Genomic DNA, 15,768 nt, shown 5'->3' with positions numbered 1-15,768 from the left:
TGCCTGTTATTTCCAAAACCACGCTAGCAAGTAACACTGCAACGTAGCCAGATAAGTAACAAGCAATGGTATCCATTTCAAATCCGGTTGCTTAAGGGCAAAGCCAATAAACAGAAGGAAAGTTGCCAGGATTTTAATAAATTCACCAGACACAACCGCTGCTAAGTAGCCGCCAGGATTTGATTTGGAATTCTTTTTAGCTGCTGTTAATCGCAACAAAAATAGCGCCGAAGGCAAAAATCCAATCAAACCACCAACTAAAGCCGAATAAGTATAAACGCTTCTGGTATTTGCTTCAGTGAAAATACCCCAAAGGACCCCCAAAAGCGCTGTAATCGTTATTTGCGCAAGAATGACTCGCCAACTGTTAATTGAGGCAAATTTTTTAGGGTTCGCCAGACGCAATGCATCCAGTTCCGCTTTGCTATAGACGCGGTAGTTATCGTGCTCCGAATCTTCCCAAGATGCGATTTTCGGATTTGGGCGCTGATCTAGGCTCAATTACCGATTTGCCTCAATACCCAGTTTTTTTAGCAAGGAATCAAGCTCGTCAAATTGGCTAAATTGAATTCGCAATTCCCCGCCCTTGCCCTTAATTCTAAATTCCGCCCCCAGACCAATTAAATCCGAGATCTCTCTAGAAAGCCTCTTCATATCGGGATCAGTGTCCACAGACTCTGATCCCATCTGCTTTTTAGGTTTTTTATCCCCAATTTGGCCGCCGGCAAGGGCCAATGCAGCCGCCATTCTTTCGGCCTCTCGCACTGATAAGCCTTGGGCGGCTATTTTTTGTGCCAGGGCAACTTGACTTGACCCTGGTAAAGGCAATAAAGCCCGCGCATGACCCATATCGATTTCACCAGCAATCAGCATGGCCTGCACAGGCTTAACCAATTGGATTAAGCGCAGTAAATTAGAAATCGCGCTGCGAGATTTTCCTACCGCTTTCGCGGCCTGCTCATGCGTAAAACCAAACTCTTCAATCAGTCGGGCCAGACCTTGGGCCTCTTCGAGCGCGTTTAAATCCTCACGCTGCATATTCTCAATCAGAGCCATGGCAGCGGCAGATTGATCATCGGCAGCAGAAACTAACACGGGAACTTCTTTTAGGCCCACTATAGTTGCTGCGCGATAACGGCGCTCGCCCGCAATAATTTCATACTTGCCAGCAGCAACCAAGCGCACCAACAACGGTTGCATGATTCCTTGTTCGCGAATACTTTCTGCTAGCTCATTTAAGGCGCCGGTCTCCATTTTTTGACGTGGCTGATATTTACCGGGCTGCAAAGCAGAGAGTGGTAAACGATTAATTTCTGTCGAAACATTTGCAGCCTCAGCTTTTTCTCCGAGCAAAGCCTCTAAGCCGCGCCCCAAACCTTTTTTCTTAATGGCAACCATGATCGATTCTTTATTTCCTTAAATTACATTTGCTTAATTCGTTCAACCATCTCAGCCCCAAAGTCTAAGTAGGACTTAGCGCCCCTGGATGACTTATCAAAGGCTACGCCAGGAAGGCCATAGGACGGAGCCTCAGCCAGCCGGACATTGCGCGGAATAATGGTCTTGAACACTTTGTCACCAAAGTGTTCGATCAACTGATCTGATACTTGTTGCTGCAAAGTCATACGTGCATCAAACATCACACGCAGCAATCCAATAATCTGTAGATCTGGATTGAGATTTGCATGCACTCGCTTAATGGTGTTCACCAAATCGGATAAGCCTTCTAATGCAAAGTATTCACACTGCATCGGCACAATCACACCATTAGCTGCGCACAATCCATTGAGCGTCAGCAAAGAAAGTGCGGGGGGACAGTCAATCAAAATAAAGTCGTAGTCATTTGCCACAGTAGCGAGCGCTTCTTTCAAACGCAATTCGCGCGCTTCCAACTCAACCAGTTCAATTTCTGCACCTGCTAAATCACGATTGGCTGGCAAGACATCAAAGCCCGAACTTTCACAACGTTGTGCACTTTCTTTTACAGAGGCAAGGCCAATCAAAACTTGGTACACACTTGCGCTCAAGTCTGCCTTCTCGATTCCTGAGCCCATGGTTGCATTGCCTTGAGGATCCAAATCAACCAGTAATACGCGCTGATGGTGGCCCGCTAAGCCAGCAGCCAAATTGACTGCGGTAGTTGTTTTACCGACGCCGCCTTTTTGATTTGCAATACAAAATATTTTTGCCATGGCTTCTTTTGGTCCTGCCTAAATGGGTGATTTTCTCACGGGGGTCAAAACTAAGAGCCGTCTTTCAACCTTGAGCTTAGGTATTTGCAAGGGCTCATCCGCAATGAGTCGCCATTGATCTAAAGAAACCTCTTGTAGCTCTTCGTCTGCGCGCTTGGCTTTCATTGCAAAGACTAAGCCGTCAGGCTTGAGTAGGGGGAGGGAGAGCTCTAAAAAATTGGCCAAGCTTGTAAACGCTCTAGAAATCACTGCATCAAATTCCCCGGGGCGTCTTTTTGCAACAGCCTCAACGCGCTCGCTCAGTATTTCTGTATTTTTGAGTTCTAACTTACCCCTTGCGTGCTGCAAAAAGGCCGTCTTTTTTCTGACTGCCTCAATTAAAGTTAGCCTCCACTCGGGACGAAGAATCGCAAGGGGTATAGCCGGCAGTCCGCCACCAGAACCTAAATCGGCAATCGCCACGGCCTTGTTTCCTAAAAATTGATCCATAATTGGTAAAACTGCAATAGAATCAATAAGATGCAATACTACTGAGTCTTTTTGATCCTCTATAGCAGTCAAATTGTGAACTCGATTCCAGCGAGCCATTTCTTGTAAAAACAGCTCAAGCCGATCGATATTAGCCCCGCTTAAACCAAGCCCAAGATCCTCTATGCCAAGGGACAGCAGGCCTTCGGTCACGCAGTCTCCTGAGTTCTTCCTAGACCCTTTTTGAGGTGAACCAGCAGCAAGGAAAGAGCAGCGGGGGTTACTCCAGAAATGCGCCCCGCTTGGCCAAGGGTTTCTGGCTTATGCAAGTTAAGCTTTTGTTGAACCTCTTTTGATAGGCCCACAACTGCGGTGTAGTCCAAATTTTCAGGCAATGGAAAACTTTCGTTATGCTCCTGACGGGCAATTTCTACCGCCTGACGATCTATGTATCCTTGGTACTTCACTGAAATTTCGACTTGGTCGGCAATTTGCTCGGCCAGACCCAAATCTTCATCCAATGGGCCGGGCGACCAAGCGCCCCCAGACAGATCCATCAGCTGCCCATATGTCACGCCTGGCCGCTTCAATATTTCAGCCAAACTGCATTCGTGGGATAAATCCTGCCCCAGTAGGTCAGAAATCGCTGGTGCGTTTTCATGTCGAGGGCCGATCCAAATTTCATGGAGACGAGATGTTTCACGTGAAACAGCCTCTTGCTTTCTACTGAAAACAGCCCAGCGATGGTCGTCAACCAAGCCAAGATCTCGCCCAATGGTAGTCAGACGCAAATCTGCATTGTCTTCCCTCAAGCTAAGGCGATATTCCGCCCGACTAGTAAACATACGATAGGGCTCTTGGACACCACGTGTAATGAGATCGTCTACAAGAACGCCTATGTAGGATTCGCTTCGTTTGGGGATCCAGGGAGCTTTATCTCTAGAGGCCAGACCAGCATTTATACCTGCCAGCATACCTTGGGCTGCGGCCTCCTCATAGCCAGTAGTGCCATTAATTTGCCCCGCGAAGTAGAGGCCAGAGATAGCCCTTGTTTCTAGGCTATGGCGCAACTGTCTAGGGTCAAAGAAGTCATACTCAATGGCGTATCCTGGACGAACAATCTCAGCAGCCTCTAAACCCCGAATGCTTCTTACCAAATCCCATTGAACATCGAAGGGTAGGCTGGTAGAAATGCCATTTGGATAATACTCATGGGTAGTTAGACCCTCAGGCTCTAAGAAAATTTGGTGGCTATTTCTGGAGGCGAAGCGGTGGATTTTGTCCTCAATAGAGGGGCAATAGCGAGGTCCAACGCCCTCGATCACGCCCGTGTACATTGGCGATCGGTCCAACCCGCCTCGAATAATGTCATGGGTTTGCTCATTGGTGTGAGAAATCCAGCAAGGAACCTGTCTAGGGTGCTGCTCGGGCCTGCCCAAATAAGAAAACACGGGAATTGGATCAAGGTCGCCAGGCTGCTCTTGCATTACTGAAAAATCAATCGTGCGCCCATCAATTCGGGGTGGGGTGCCCGTTTTAAGTCGGCCTTGTGGCAGTTTGAGCTCTTTAAGCCTTGCAGATAGCGAGACTGAGGCTGGGTCTCCAGCTCGCCCCCCAGCATAGTTATTAAGGCCAACGTGGATTTTTCCATCCAAGAATGTACCTGCGTTCAAAACTACCTTGGGGGCCATGAACTCGAGTCCGGTTTGCGTCACCACACCCTGGACCCGATCGCCAATCACCAACAAGTCATCTACTGCCGCCTGAAATAGGCTCAAATTGTCTTGGTTCTCCAAACGTCGTCTAATGGCTGCTTTGTATAAGATGCGATCGCCTTGAGCGCGAGTAGCGCGGACTGCTGGGCCTTTACTAGAATTTAGGATTCGAAACTGAATTCCGGCCTCATCCGTGGCGGCCGCCATTGCCCCGCCCATTGCATCAATTTCTTTAACTAAATGGCCCTTGCCAATCCCACCAATAGAGGGATTGCAGCTCATGGCGCCCAAAGTTTCGATACTGTGCGTAATTAATAGGGTTTCACAACCCATCCGGGCGGCAGCAAGGGCGGCCTCGGTCCCGGCATGACCACCACCAACCACAATCACATCGAAATTTTTGGAATAGTGCATGTTTAACCCTAGCAGGGCGATGATCATAGCATTTTGTAGGTTTCACGTGAAACTAAGCCCAATTATTGAGCAAATGATTATCAGCAAAAGGGGTGATATATTCCCTAAGCTATTGATTTAATTCTATAAAATATTTATTGCCTATTTTTTAGGCTATTGCATGAGTCTAGTGCTTGATTTTGAAGAAAGCGCTAATTTCTCCGACGACGCCGCGGCGAAAAGCAAGGACGCAGATAACAAAAATAAATCCCGTGGCAATCGTGCTCCAGGAGCCAATATTGGCTAAGTAATTCTGCAAACTCACCACAATGCCTGCGCCAACTACTGGGCCGAAGATGGTTCCCATGCCGCCTAAGAGCGTCATCAAAACCACCTCGCCCGACATATGCCAATGCACATCGGTCAAAGTTGCCAATTGAAATACCAAGGATTTTGTTGAGCCCGCTAAACCCGAAAGGGTGGCAGAAATGACAAAGCAAATGAGTTTGAAGCGATCCACGTCGTAGCCCAAAGAAATTGCCCGCGGCTCATTCTCTCGAATGGCTTTCAGAATTTGTCCAAAGGGTGAATACACGGTTCGCATAATGATTGCGAAACCAAAAATAAATACAGAGAGCACAAAGTAATACATGTGTACATCGTTGCTAAGATCAATCAACCCAAACAACGCTCCTCTTGGTACACCCTGAATGCCATCCTCACCACCGGTGTAGGGAAGCTGCACAGCCAGAAAATAAATCATCTGCGATAAAGCTAGAGTGACCATCGCAAAGTAAATGCCTTGACGACGTATGGCCAATGCCCCAATCAACAAGCCCAATCCGGCGGAACCCAATACGCCAAGCAAAATTCCGATCTCTGGCGAAGCGCCCATTTCCTTACAAAAATAAGCAGTGATGTAAGCAGCGCTCCCAAAAAAAGCGGCGTGCCCAAAAGACAAGAGTCCAGTAAAGCCAAGTAATAAATTAAATGCGCAAGCAAATAGGGCAAAGCACAGCACCTTCATTGCAAATACCAGATAAATAAAATCTTGTAATGGGAGCAATACTGCGATGAGCAGCAAGATGCCATAAAGTAGTTTTGTACTCTTATTCATAGCTCGCCCATGCTTATTTTTCTCGGCCAAACAAACCTGCTGGACGAAGCAATAAAACAATCGCCATGATGACAAAAATCACAACGCTGGAAGCCTCCGGATAAAACACTTTTGTTAATCCCTCGATCAAACCCAAACCAAGACCAGTCAAGATTGCGCCCATGATAGAGCCCATGCCACCAATCACTACCACGGCAAAAACAATGATGATGAGATTAGAGCCCATCAGTGGATTTACTTGAAAGATTGGAGCTGCAAGGACACCAGCAAAACCAGCAAGGCCTACACCGTAGGCATAGGCCAATGAAATCATCAGCGGAACATTGACACCAAAGGCTTGTAAAAGTTTTGGGTTCTCAGTTCCTGCACGTAAGTAAGCGCCAAGCTTGGTGCGCTCAATCACAAACCAAGTTGAAAAACATACCAACATTGAAATCACAACAACCCAAATTCGATACTTAGGCAAAATAATTCCAATGGCTTCCAATGGAATAGCGCCTTGCAGCAATTCGGGGGCTGGATAACTTTCACCCGATATTCCATACCAATCACGAAACAAGCCCTCAATAATTAGAGCTAAACCAAAGGTGAGCAAAAGACCATAAAGGTGATCAAGGTGATAAAGCCTGCGCAACATCGTGCGCTCGAGAATCAAACCAAAGCCTGCCATAATCAGCGGCACCAAAATTAAAGCGAACCAATAGTTCATCGTTAGCCCTGGGAAGCCAAGCCATTGGCTAATTTGGGTCAAACCAATCCAGGCAACAAAAGCGCCCATGGTGTACTGAGCACCATGAGAAAAATTAATGATGTTGAGGAGGCCAAAAATAATGGCCAGCCCCAAACTCAAAATGGCATAAAACGAACCGTTAATCAGCCCCACCAAGAGCTGTGCAACTAGCCCTTGTGGAGTGATTCCTAAAAGCTCAAACATAGTTTGATTTAGTTTTTAACTAACTTACATTTAGACATTGCCAACGGAATGGACGAGTCAGCGGCTGGAATAACATCACGGATGTAGTAATAGTCCCATGGGCTTTTTGCATCACTAGGCTTCTTCACTTCTAACAAAAACATTTCGTGTGAAAACTTACCGTCTGCACGAATTTTGCCCTTGAAGAGTCCATCATCAATTGGGGTCGCCTTGAGTTTTTGCATTACTACCGCAGTGTCATCGGTACCGGTTGCCTGTACTGTCTTCAAATAATTCATAACAGATGAGTAAACGGCAGCATGAACCATAGTAGGCATGCGCTTGTGTTGTTCGAAGAAACGACGTGACCATGCGCGGGTTTTTTCATCACGATCCCAGTAGAAGCCTTCGGTCATTAACATGCCTTGAGCAGTTGGTAAGCCTAGAGAGTGAACGTCTGAAATAAACATCAATAATGGCACTACCGTTTGTTTTTTATTAATACCAAACTCGGATGCCTGTTTTACTGAATTAATCGTATCTTGCCCAGCATTAGCCAGCGCAACCACATCCGCGCCGCTAGCTTGTGCTTTCAACAAATAGGATGAGAAGTCATTATTTGGAAATGGGGCCTTACTAACACCCAATACCTTGCCCCCGCCCGCTGTTACCACATTGCTCGCAGCACTTTCAAGCGAGGCGCCAAATGCATAGTCGGCAGTGATGAAGTACCAGTTTTTCTTGCCCTGCTTCACTACCGCTTTTGCCGTTCCATTAGCAAGGCCATAAGTGTCATACGCCCAATGAACGTTTACTGGCGTGCACTTCTCATTGGTAATTGCGGTGGAGCCTGCGCCAGAGACAAGTGTGATCTTATTTTTCTGCTCAGCAACTTCCATTACGGCCAATGCAGTATTGGTTGAAACTAAATCCACAATCACATCAACGTTATCTTTGTCATACCATTCGCGCGCTTTATTAGCGGCAATATCTGCCTTGTTTTGATGATCGGCGCTAACCAATTCAATTCTTTTGCCAAGCACGGTGCCATCTTTAGAAAAGTCAGCAATCGCCATTTTTGCTGCAATTACCGAGCCAGGGCCAGCCAAATCCGAGTATGTCCCGGAAAGGTCGGTTAACACGCCAATCTTGACGACATCATTACTCACCTTTGGTGAGCTTTGGGCGAATATTGGATTTGAACCGAGCATGGTGACCGCAACCAACCCCGCCGTAATTTGCTTTAACTTCATTTCTATCTCCTTTAGAAAAGACTAGACACCAAGATACTCATTTAATAAGGTGGCTTTATCCGCCAACTCTGAACGATTAACCACCTCAACAACCCTACCGTGCTCAACTACATAATGACGATCCGCCAAGGGTGCAGCAAATCGAAAATTTTGTTCAACCAATACGATCGTGAACCCTCTATCCCTAAGGCCTGCTACTACCTCTCCTAGCTTTTGGACGATGACGGGCGCAAGACCCTCTGTAATCTCATCAAGTAACAAGAGTTTTGCGCCTGTTCTCAAAATGCGGGCCATGGCCAACATTTGCTTCTCGCCCCCTGATAGTCGAGTGCCAGGGCTGTGACGCCTTTCATAGAGATTGGGAAACATTGCATAAATGTCATCTAAACCCATTCCGCCTGGAGCAATTTCTGGCAATAACAAAAGGTTCTCTTCTGTACTTAAACTTGCAAAGATCCCTCTCTCCTCTGGGCAATAGCCCACACCCAATCGCGCAATTTGGTAGCTTGGCAGGTGAATGGTTTCATTACCAAGCACCTTAACGGATCCCACTCTCTTGCTTGTGAGGCCTAAAATTGTTTTTAAGATTGTGCTTCGCCCAGCACCATTTCTCCCAAGGAGCGTAACCAATTCACCCTCTTTCACGGCAAAATTTACGCCGTGCAAAATATGCGACTCTCCATACCAAGACTCTAGGTTTTGAATTTCTAAAGCTAGGCCGCTCACAAAGACTCTCCGTGACTACCCATGTAAGCCTCAACTACCAAGGGATTACTAGAGACTTCGTGATAGGAGCCCTCCGCCAAAACCGAGCCGCGCTGCAAGACGGTGATCCGGTGGGCAATGGAAGACACCACCTTCATATTGTGCTCAACCATTAAAACCGTTCTGCCTTTAGCAACCCGATCAATTAATTCCGTAACGCGCTCAACATCTTCGTGACCCATTCCCTGAGTGGGCTCATCAAGCAGCATTAACACTGGATCCATTGCCAAAGTGGTAGCAATTTCAAGCGCCCTTTTTTGTCCATAAGCCAGGTTAATAGCCTCATCGCCGGCAAAATGAGAAAGGCCAACCTCATCCAAGAGCTCTCGGGCGCGATCATCTAGCGTTAGTAAAGAATTTTGGGGTTTCCAAAAATAAAACTCCGTGCCCAAGCTTTGTTGCAGTGCAACACGTACATTCTCTAGGACGGTTAAATGGGGGAAAACCGCCGAAATTTGGAATGAGCGGATCACGCCCCGTCGAGCAATCTGGGCCGGCCGCTCCTTGGTAATATCCAATCCATTAAATAGGATTTGCCCAGATGTAGGCTCTAAAAATTTAGTAAGTAAATTAAAGCAGGTTGTTTTACCTGCGCCATTGGGCCCGATCAAGGCATGAATGCTACCGCGAGCAACCTCTAAGTTGACATCGCTAACCGCAGCAAAGCCCTTAAATGACTTTCCCAGCCCAATCGTTTTTAGTATGGTGTCTTGCAAAATAAATCCTCTGCCCTGTCTCTAGGCAAGAGTTTGAGAATAACGCAAGATCATTGCTGTTTATATAGCAATAACCCTAAACTAAATCCCGGAGCATCTTATGGATTTTGTTTGGTCTTGAAATAGCCTTGCAAGGCTAAGCGTGCACTTTCATCCAAAACATCTATTGGCATTCTTTGAGAGCTCTGCACAATCATTAAGGCATAGGGTTTTGCTAGTGCTGTTGCCTCGAGGCAAAGAGCCAGCTCTTCTCCAACTGCGGGTGATTGACTGCGCCAATAATTAATCGCCGCCTCCAACTCTTGAATGGTAATAAACAACATTTAATGAGTGGTTTATTTCTCTTTGATGGCCAACATGGTGCCGCGGCATTTTTTAGCGCCGCAGCGGCACTCATAATCCTTTTTCATTTTTTTAGTAACGCGACCCTCGACACCTAGAGAGTAATCATAAAAAAGCTCTTCGCCGGGCCTTAGGTTGCGTAAGGCATAAACAAACACGCGAGGTTTGCCATCATAGGACTCTTCCTGAGTTTCACAACAAGGCTTGCATGAGTGATTGATCCAGCGGGCAGCGTTCCCACCATATTTGGCATCAATCACACGACCATCCTCTAGTGAGAAATAGAAGGTGTGATTTGGATCTTTGGGGTCATGAGGGTGACGCTTTTCTGCTTTTTTCCAACTAATGCGTTCGCCCTTGTATTCAATAATGACTGCACCTTTTTTTATTGGCTTAACAACAAAGACGCCTTTGCCATGAATGGGTGAAGTCTTTACTGCAATGCGAGACCTGTCCACCTTGGGAGGTGCTAATTTTTTCTTTTTCATATTAAACGTCTAAGTTACGGGCAATCAGTGCATTCTTTTCAATAAATGCTCTACGCGGCTCCACTTCATCGCCCATTAGTGTGGTGAAAACTTGGTCGGCCGCAATAGCATCCTCTATCTTTACTTGTAAGAGTGTGCGTGAGCCTGCATCCATGGTGGTTTCCCACAACTGGGACGGGTTCATCTCGCCCAAGCCTTTATAACGTTGACGGCTAAGAACACGCTCAGCCTCTGAAAGCAACCAAGAGAATGCAGCGCGGAAGTTGTCAACCGTGTGTTCTTTTTGGTTTTTATCTGGGTCACCGCGGCGCACTTTCGTGCCAGGCAATACCTTACCACTGAGAACCGCGGCAGCATTGGCCAAACTCTGGTAATCGTCGCCATGAACAAAGTCCGAGTTGATTGCTGACAACTTAAGGTTCCCGTGCACTCTTCTTGAAAGCAACAAACGGAAGCGTTCTGTGCGATCTTCTTTTTGCACAATAATTTCTGGTGGCAGGGCAAGTGGATTATTTGGGTCCGCTAAAGCAGTACGTAAACGCTCCGCTGATTCTTGGGCGGCCTTTTCTGTATCTAGATTTAATTGCACACCTGCAGCAACCGCACGAATCGCATCTTCATCGATGGTGCGAGAAAGGCGATCAACAATCGATTGAATCACTTGATAATGCTTTGACAACTCGGCTAATGCCGCGCCTTCAACCAACTCTCCAGTAGGCGTTTGTATGGATGCGCCTTCTAATGCAATCTTTAAGAGCAGTTGATTGAGCTCAACATCGTCTTTTATATATTGCTCTTGTTTACCAAACTTCACCTTATATAGTGGTGGTTGTGCAATATAAATATGGCCGCGCTCAATTAGCTCTGGCATCTGCCGATAAAAGAAGGTGAGTAATAGTGTACGAATGTGACTACCGTCTACGTCCGCGTCGGTCATGATGATGATGCGGTGATAGCGCAGCTTATCCGCCTTATATTCCTCAACACCAATGCCCGTGCCTAGAACTGTAATTAAGGTAACCACCTCTTGGCTGGCCAACATTTTGTCAAAGCGCGCTTTTTCTACGTTGAGGATTTTTCCTTTTAATGGAAGAATCGCTTGGAAGCGTCTATCGCGCCCCTGCTTTGCAGAGCCTCCCGCAGAGTCTCCCTCGACAATAAACAGTTCGGATTTGGCTGGGTCTTTTTCTTGGCAGTCAGCAAGCTTGCCTGGCAAACCCAAGCCATCTAGGGCCCCCTTGCGACGAGTCATATCTCGAGCCTTACGTGCAGCCTCTCTAGCACGAGCAGCATCAACAATTTTGCCGCAGACAATTTTTGCATCCGCCGGTCGCTCTTGAAGGAAAGCGCTTAAGGCCTCAGCAACAATTTCTTCTACAGGTCCACGAACCTCGCTTGAAACCAGCTTATCTTTGGTTTGGCTTGAAAATTTGGGTTCGGGCACCTTGACGGATAGAACACAGGCCAAGCCTTCGCGCATGTCGTCGCCAGAGATTTCAACCTTAGCTTTTTTGGCGATCTCGTTTTCATCAATGTACTTATTGATGACGCGCGTCATCGCTGCGCGCAGCCCAGTTAAGTGAGTACCGCCATCGCGCTGTGGAATGTTGTTTGTAAAGCAGAGCACCTGCTCGCTAAAGCTGTCGTTCCACTGCATGGACACCTCAGCGGTAATTTGCCCGCCCAGGTCTGAGGGCCTAACGCCTTCCGCATAAAACACATTGGGGTGGAGAACGCTCTTATTTTGGTTAATGTATTCAACAAAACCTTTGACGCCGCCAGAGAAAGCAAAGTCTTCTTCTTGTCCTGTGCGCTGATCAATTAAACGAATATGTACGCCGTTGTTTAAAAAAGAGAGCTCCCGAATTCTTTTCACCAAAATCTCATAGTGGAACTCGACATGACCAAAAATTTCTTCATCAGCTAAGAAGTGAACCTCAGTTCCTGAGAGCTCCGTATTGCCGGTCACCGAAATGGGGGAGACGGCCACGCCGTTCTCCTCTTCAATGTTGCGGTTCTTGACAACGCCGCGCTCAAACTCCATGTAGTGGGTTTTTCCGTCGCGACGAATGGTGAGTTTTAGCCATTTAGACAATGCGTTAACGCAACTAACCCCCACACCATGAAGCCCACCAGACACTTTGTAGCTATTTTGATCAAACTTACCGCCTGCGTGCAGCTCGGTCATCACAATTTCTGCAGCGCTGCGCTTGGGCTCATGCTTGTCGTCGTATTTAATGCCGGTTGGAACGCCCCTACCGTTATCCACAATCGATATAGAGTTGTCTGTCTGAATAACGACAGTAATTTCTGAGCAATAACCAGCTAAGGCCTCATCAATGGAGTTATCAAGGACCTCAAAAACCAGGTGATGAAGGCCGGTTCCATCAGAGGTATCCCCGATGTACATGCCGGGACGTTTACGAACCGCCTCGAGACCTTCTAAGATTTGAATCGATGATGCGCCGTACTGTTCTACTACTTTTTTTTCTTCAGTCATTTTCTTCTAAATTAAATACGCATTGGCATCACAACATACTTAAAGTTCTCGGAGCCTGGCAATGTAATTACAGCGCTGCTGTTTGCGTCTCCTAAGCTGATTTGAACTTTTTCGTTTTTGAGGTTAGATAAAACATCCAACAAATAACTCACGTTAAAGCCGATCTCCACTGCATCGCCGGCATACTCGGTCTCAATTTCTTCTTGAGCCTCTTCTTGCTCTGCATTAGTAGATTGAATGGTGATGCGGTTGGGTGATAAAGAAAAGCGAACGCCTTTAAATTTGTCGGTGGTCAAAATGGCGGCACGTTGAAGTGCGGCTTGCAACACTTCGCGACCAACTACGAGTGAATTTTTTTGCCCCTTTGGAATGACGCGCTGGAAATCTGGGAATTTGCCTTCAACCAGTTTGGAAATAAGCTCGATGTCACCGAAACTAAATTTGACCTGATTGGATGTCAAGCTCATTTCGAGGGGTTCGTCGGATTCCTCTAAAAGGTGCTGACATTCCAAGATGGTTTTACGAGGAATAATGACCTCTTGTTTTTGGCCAGAGCCTGATGGTGCTTCACTTAGTTCAATTTGTGAGTAAGCCAAACGGTGTCCATCTGTTGCTACGGCAATAACCTGTTTGCCTTCAACAACCAACAACATGCCGTTGAGATAGTAGCGAATGTCTTGTTGAGCCATAGCAAAATGCACCTGGCTAATCAGTTGACGAAAACTTTTTTGAGGCATTTTCCAGCTCGCCGTAACCTCACCAACGCTTTGCATAACTGGAAATTCTGTGGCGGAAAGGGTTTGTAGAGAAAAACGGCTTTTGCCACTCTGCACAACCATCTTGTTGTCTTTTAGATTAAGTGCAACGGGCCCCTCGGGTAGCGCACGAAGAATGTCTAACAGCTTACGTGCCGCAACCGTTGTTGTGACATCCTCGGAACCAACCCCGAAGTTAGCATTAGTTGTAATTTGAATTTCTATATCGGTTGAAACAAAGGAAACCTTCTCACCACTTTTTCTAAAAAGTAGATTGGCTAAAATTGGTAAGGTGTGTCTACGTTCAACAATTCCACTAACCACCTGTAGGGGTTTTAATAAACTATCGCGAGAAGTGTTAACGAGTTGCATTGCTTTTAAATCCTTGTTTGTATATATCTAAGTAGTAATAGTAATAAGGGCTTACTTTTTGGTGGATAAGTCAAAAAACACTTTACTAACAACACATTACTATCAAAAAAACCTGTGGAAAACTTTTGTATAAACGCTGGATAAAAGTTGGATAACTTTTACTTAATACCCTATTTTTGCACGAAGCGCGACCTTTCCACAATTTATCCACCCACTATCCCCAAACCTATCCATTGAGCTATCCACAGCCTTATCCACAAGCCCAACTTACGCCTTGAGGGTCTGCTCGATTACGTGGATTTCGTGATTTAACTGGCTGTCGTGGGACCGCTCCTCAGCAACCTTCCGAACCGCATGTAGCACTGTAGTGTGGTCTCGGCCGCCAAATAACTCCCCAATTTCTGGGAGGCTTTTTTGAGTTAATTCTTTGGCCATAAACATTGCAATTTGCCTTGGACGAGCAATGTTGGCAGGGCGCTTTTTAGAGTACATGTCGGCCACCTTAATGCTGTAAAAATCAGCCACCGCCTTTTGAATGTTCTCCACAGAAATTTGTCTGTTCTGAATAGACAGGAGGTCCTTTAGCGCTGTGCGCGCCACCTCTATTGTGACTTCTCGACCATGGAAGCGAACAAAGGCCAAAATTTTGCGCAGGGCCCCCTCAAGCTCTCGCACATTAGAGCGAAGGTGTTTTGCGACAAAGAAGGCAACATCCTCACTCATCGGGATACCCTCCTCCGCGGCCTTTTTCATCAAAATTGCCACCCGCATTTCTAGTTCGGGCGGCTCAATAGCCACAGTTAAACCAGAATCAAAGCGAGATATCAGTCGGTCGTCGATGCCGGCCATTTCCTTGGGGTAGGTATCACTGGTAATAATTACCTGAGACTTATTGCTCAATAGGGCTTCAAAGGCGTAAAAAAACTCCTCTTGCGTCCGAGACTTGCCGCTAAAGAATTGGATATCATCAATTAAGAGCAGGTCTAGTGAGTGGTAGTAGCGCTTAAAGCGGTCAAACGCTTTTTGTTGGTATGCCCTAACCACATCAGAAACATATTGCTCTGCATGGATGTACCGAATCCTGGCGTTTGGCTTCTCTTTTAAAAGGTGGTTGCCAATTGCATGAATGAGGTGGGTCTTGCCCAAACCAACCCCACCATACAAAAACATGGGGTTATAAGAGCTACCAGGATTGTGGGCAACCTGGATAGACGCTGCCCGAGCCAGTTGATTGGCTTTTCCGGTTACAAAGGTTTCAAAAGTGAGGCTGGGATTTAGTTTTGAATGGTCTTCAATCTCAAAAACTTGCTCTACCTGAACCGGATTGTCCTCGGACACCATGGCCCCACCACCCAATGTTGGCTCTCTTCCACCCCGCACTGGAGTGGCTTCCGCAACACCGCCCTCTACATCGAGAACAAAATTCAGGGTGGTAGCTTGACCAAAATATTGTGTCGCTAGCTCTTGAAAACGATCAGAAAAAGTCTTTTTAATCCAATCTAGCTTAAACCTATTTGGAGCTCCTATCGTAAGTGAGCTATCACTTATATCATGCGTTAGCAAACGTAGTGGCTGGATCCAAGTCTTAAATTGTTGGGGCGATAATTCGCGCGACAATGTACCAAGGGCGTTATCCCAAAACCCCAAGGGGGTTGGCAAATTTAGTGCGGGTGGGTTTTGTAAATTACTCATATTTTTGGAGGATCCATTGTAGCCATCTCCGAAAGTTATCCACAAGGAAGAAAACCGTGGAAATCCTGTGGATAACTTGTGAATAAA

The 15,768-nt window shown here is 46.5% G+C and carries 15 protein-coding genes; all 15 read right to left on the bottom strand.

The features are described from left to right. Positions 1-6: 6 nt before the first annotated feature. The 15 genes from Pas1_RS00075 to dnaA all read right to left on the bottom strand — a co-directional run bounded on the left by Pas1_RS00075 (position 7) and on the right by dnaA (position 15,681). Positions 7-501, bottom strand: coding sequence for an ATP synthase subunit I (locus tag Pas1_RS00075; RefSeq protein WP_112294162.1), 495 nt, complete (start codon positions 499-501; stop codon positions 7-9). Beyond that, positions 502-1,398, bottom strand: coding sequence for a ParB/RepB/Spo0J family partition protein (locus tag Pas1_RS00070; protein ID WP_112294161.1), 897 nt, complete (start codon positions 1,396-1,398; stop codon positions 502-504). 23 nt (positions 1,399-1,421) lie between these two features. Continuing rightward, a complete protein-coding gene (locus Pas1_RS00065; RefSeq protein ID WP_112202538.1) occupies positions 1,422-2,192 on the bottom strand; it encodes a ParA family protein in 771 nt (256 codons plus the stop codon). A gap of 18 nt (positions 2,193-2,210) precedes the next feature. Next, positions 2,211-2,873: a 16S rRNA (guanine(527)-N(7))-methyltransferase RsmG gene (gene rsmG, locus Pas1_RS00060; RefSeq protein ID WP_112294160.1), complete on the bottom strand. Its 663-nt coding sequence runs from the start codon at positions 2,871-2,873 to the stop codon at positions 2,211-2,213. Beyond that, the gene (gene mnmG / locus Pas1_RS00055) at positions 2,870-4,789 is read right to left on the bottom strand and encodes a tRNA uridine-5-carboxymethylaminomethyl(34) synthesis enzyme MnmG (RefSeq protein WP_112294159.1); all 1,920 of its coding nucleotides are present in this window, start codon (positions 4,787-4,789) and stop codon (positions 2,870-2,872) included. The genes rsmG and mnmG overlap by 4 nt, the downstream gene beginning before the upstream one ends. Before the next feature lie 166 nt (positions 4,790-4,955). Next, positions 4,956-5,885 (bottom strand): branched-chain amino acid ABC transporter permease, encoded by a 930-nt coding sequence (locus tag Pas1_RS00050; RefSeq protein ID WP_112294158.1) that lies wholly within the window; start codon positions 5,883-5,885, stop codon positions 4,956-4,958. A gap of 13 nt (positions 5,886-5,898) precedes the next feature. Continuing rightward, on the bottom strand, positions 5,899-6,819 hold the full coding sequence (locus tag Pas1_RS00045; protein WP_112294157.1) for a branched-chain amino acid ABC transporter permease: 921 nt from the start codon (positions 6,817-6,819) through the stop codon (positions 5,899-5,901). An 8-nt stretch (positions 6,820-6,827) separates the two neighbouring features. Next, positions 6,828-8,051, bottom strand: coding sequence for an ABC transporter substrate-binding protein (locus Pas1_RS00040; protein ID WP_112236945.1), 1,224 nt, complete (start codon positions 8,049-8,051; stop codon positions 6,828-6,830). A gap of 21 nt (positions 8,052-8,072) precedes the next feature. Then, the gene (locus Pas1_RS00035) at positions 8,073-8,777 is read right to left on the bottom strand and encodes an ABC transporter ATP-binding protein (protein ID WP_112294156.1); all 705 of its coding nucleotides are present in this window, start codon (positions 8,775-8,777) and stop codon (positions 8,073-8,075) included. After that, positions 8,774-9,535, bottom strand: coding sequence for an ABC transporter ATP-binding protein (locus Pas1_RS00030; RefSeq protein ID WP_112294155.1), 762 nt, complete (start codon positions 9,533-9,535; stop codon positions 8,774-8,776). Before Pas1_RS00030 ends, Pas1_RS00035 begins: the two co-directional genes overlap by 4 nt. Positions 9,536-9,630: 95 nt before the next feature. After that, positions 9,631-9,855, bottom strand: a complete 225-nt coding sequence (locus Pas1_RS00025; protein WP_112202517.1) for a DUF3717 domain-containing protein — start codon at positions 9,853-9,855, stop codon at positions 9,631-9,633. A gap of 12 nt (positions 9,856-9,867) precedes the next feature. Beyond that, entirely contained in the window at positions 9,868-10,362 is a 495-nt protein-coding gene (locus Pas1_RS00020) for an SET domain-containing protein (protein WP_112208680.1), read from the bottom strand. Position 10,363: 1 nt separating this feature from the next. After that, positions 10,364-12,862 carry a DNA topoisomerase (ATP-hydrolyzing) subunit B gene (gene gyrB, locus Pas1_RS00015; protein ID WP_112202512.1) on the bottom strand — a complete coding sequence of 833 codons (2,499 nt, stop codon included), beginning with the start codon at positions 12,860-12,862 and terminating at the stop codon, positions 10,364-10,366. Between the two features lie 11 nt (positions 12,863-12,873). Further along, positions 12,874-13,989 carry a DNA polymerase III subunit beta gene (dnaN, locus tag Pas1_RS00010; protein ID WP_112202510.1) on the bottom strand — a complete coding sequence of 372 codons (1,116 nt, stop codon included), beginning with the start codon at positions 13,987-13,989 and terminating at the stop codon, positions 12,874-12,876. Positions 13,990-14,256: 267 nt separating this feature from the next. Beyond that, positions 14,257-15,681, bottom strand: coding sequence for a chromosomal replication initiator protein DnaA (gene dnaA / locus Pas1_RS00005; RefSeq protein ID WP_112294154.1), 1,425 nt, complete (start codon positions 15,679-15,681; stop codon positions 14,257-14,259). Positions 15,682-15,768 lie beyond the last annotated feature (87 nt).

The organism is Polynucleobacter paneuropaeus (assembly GCF_003261235.1).
In the GTDB taxonomy this organism is placed as follows: domain Bacteria; phylum Pseudomonadota; class Gammaproteobacteria; order Burkholderiales; family Burkholderiaceae; genus Polynucleobacter; species Polynucleobacter paneuropaeus.
Note: the sequence above shows the minus strand (reverse complement) of the source record. Positions and strands in the feature narration are given on the sequence as shown.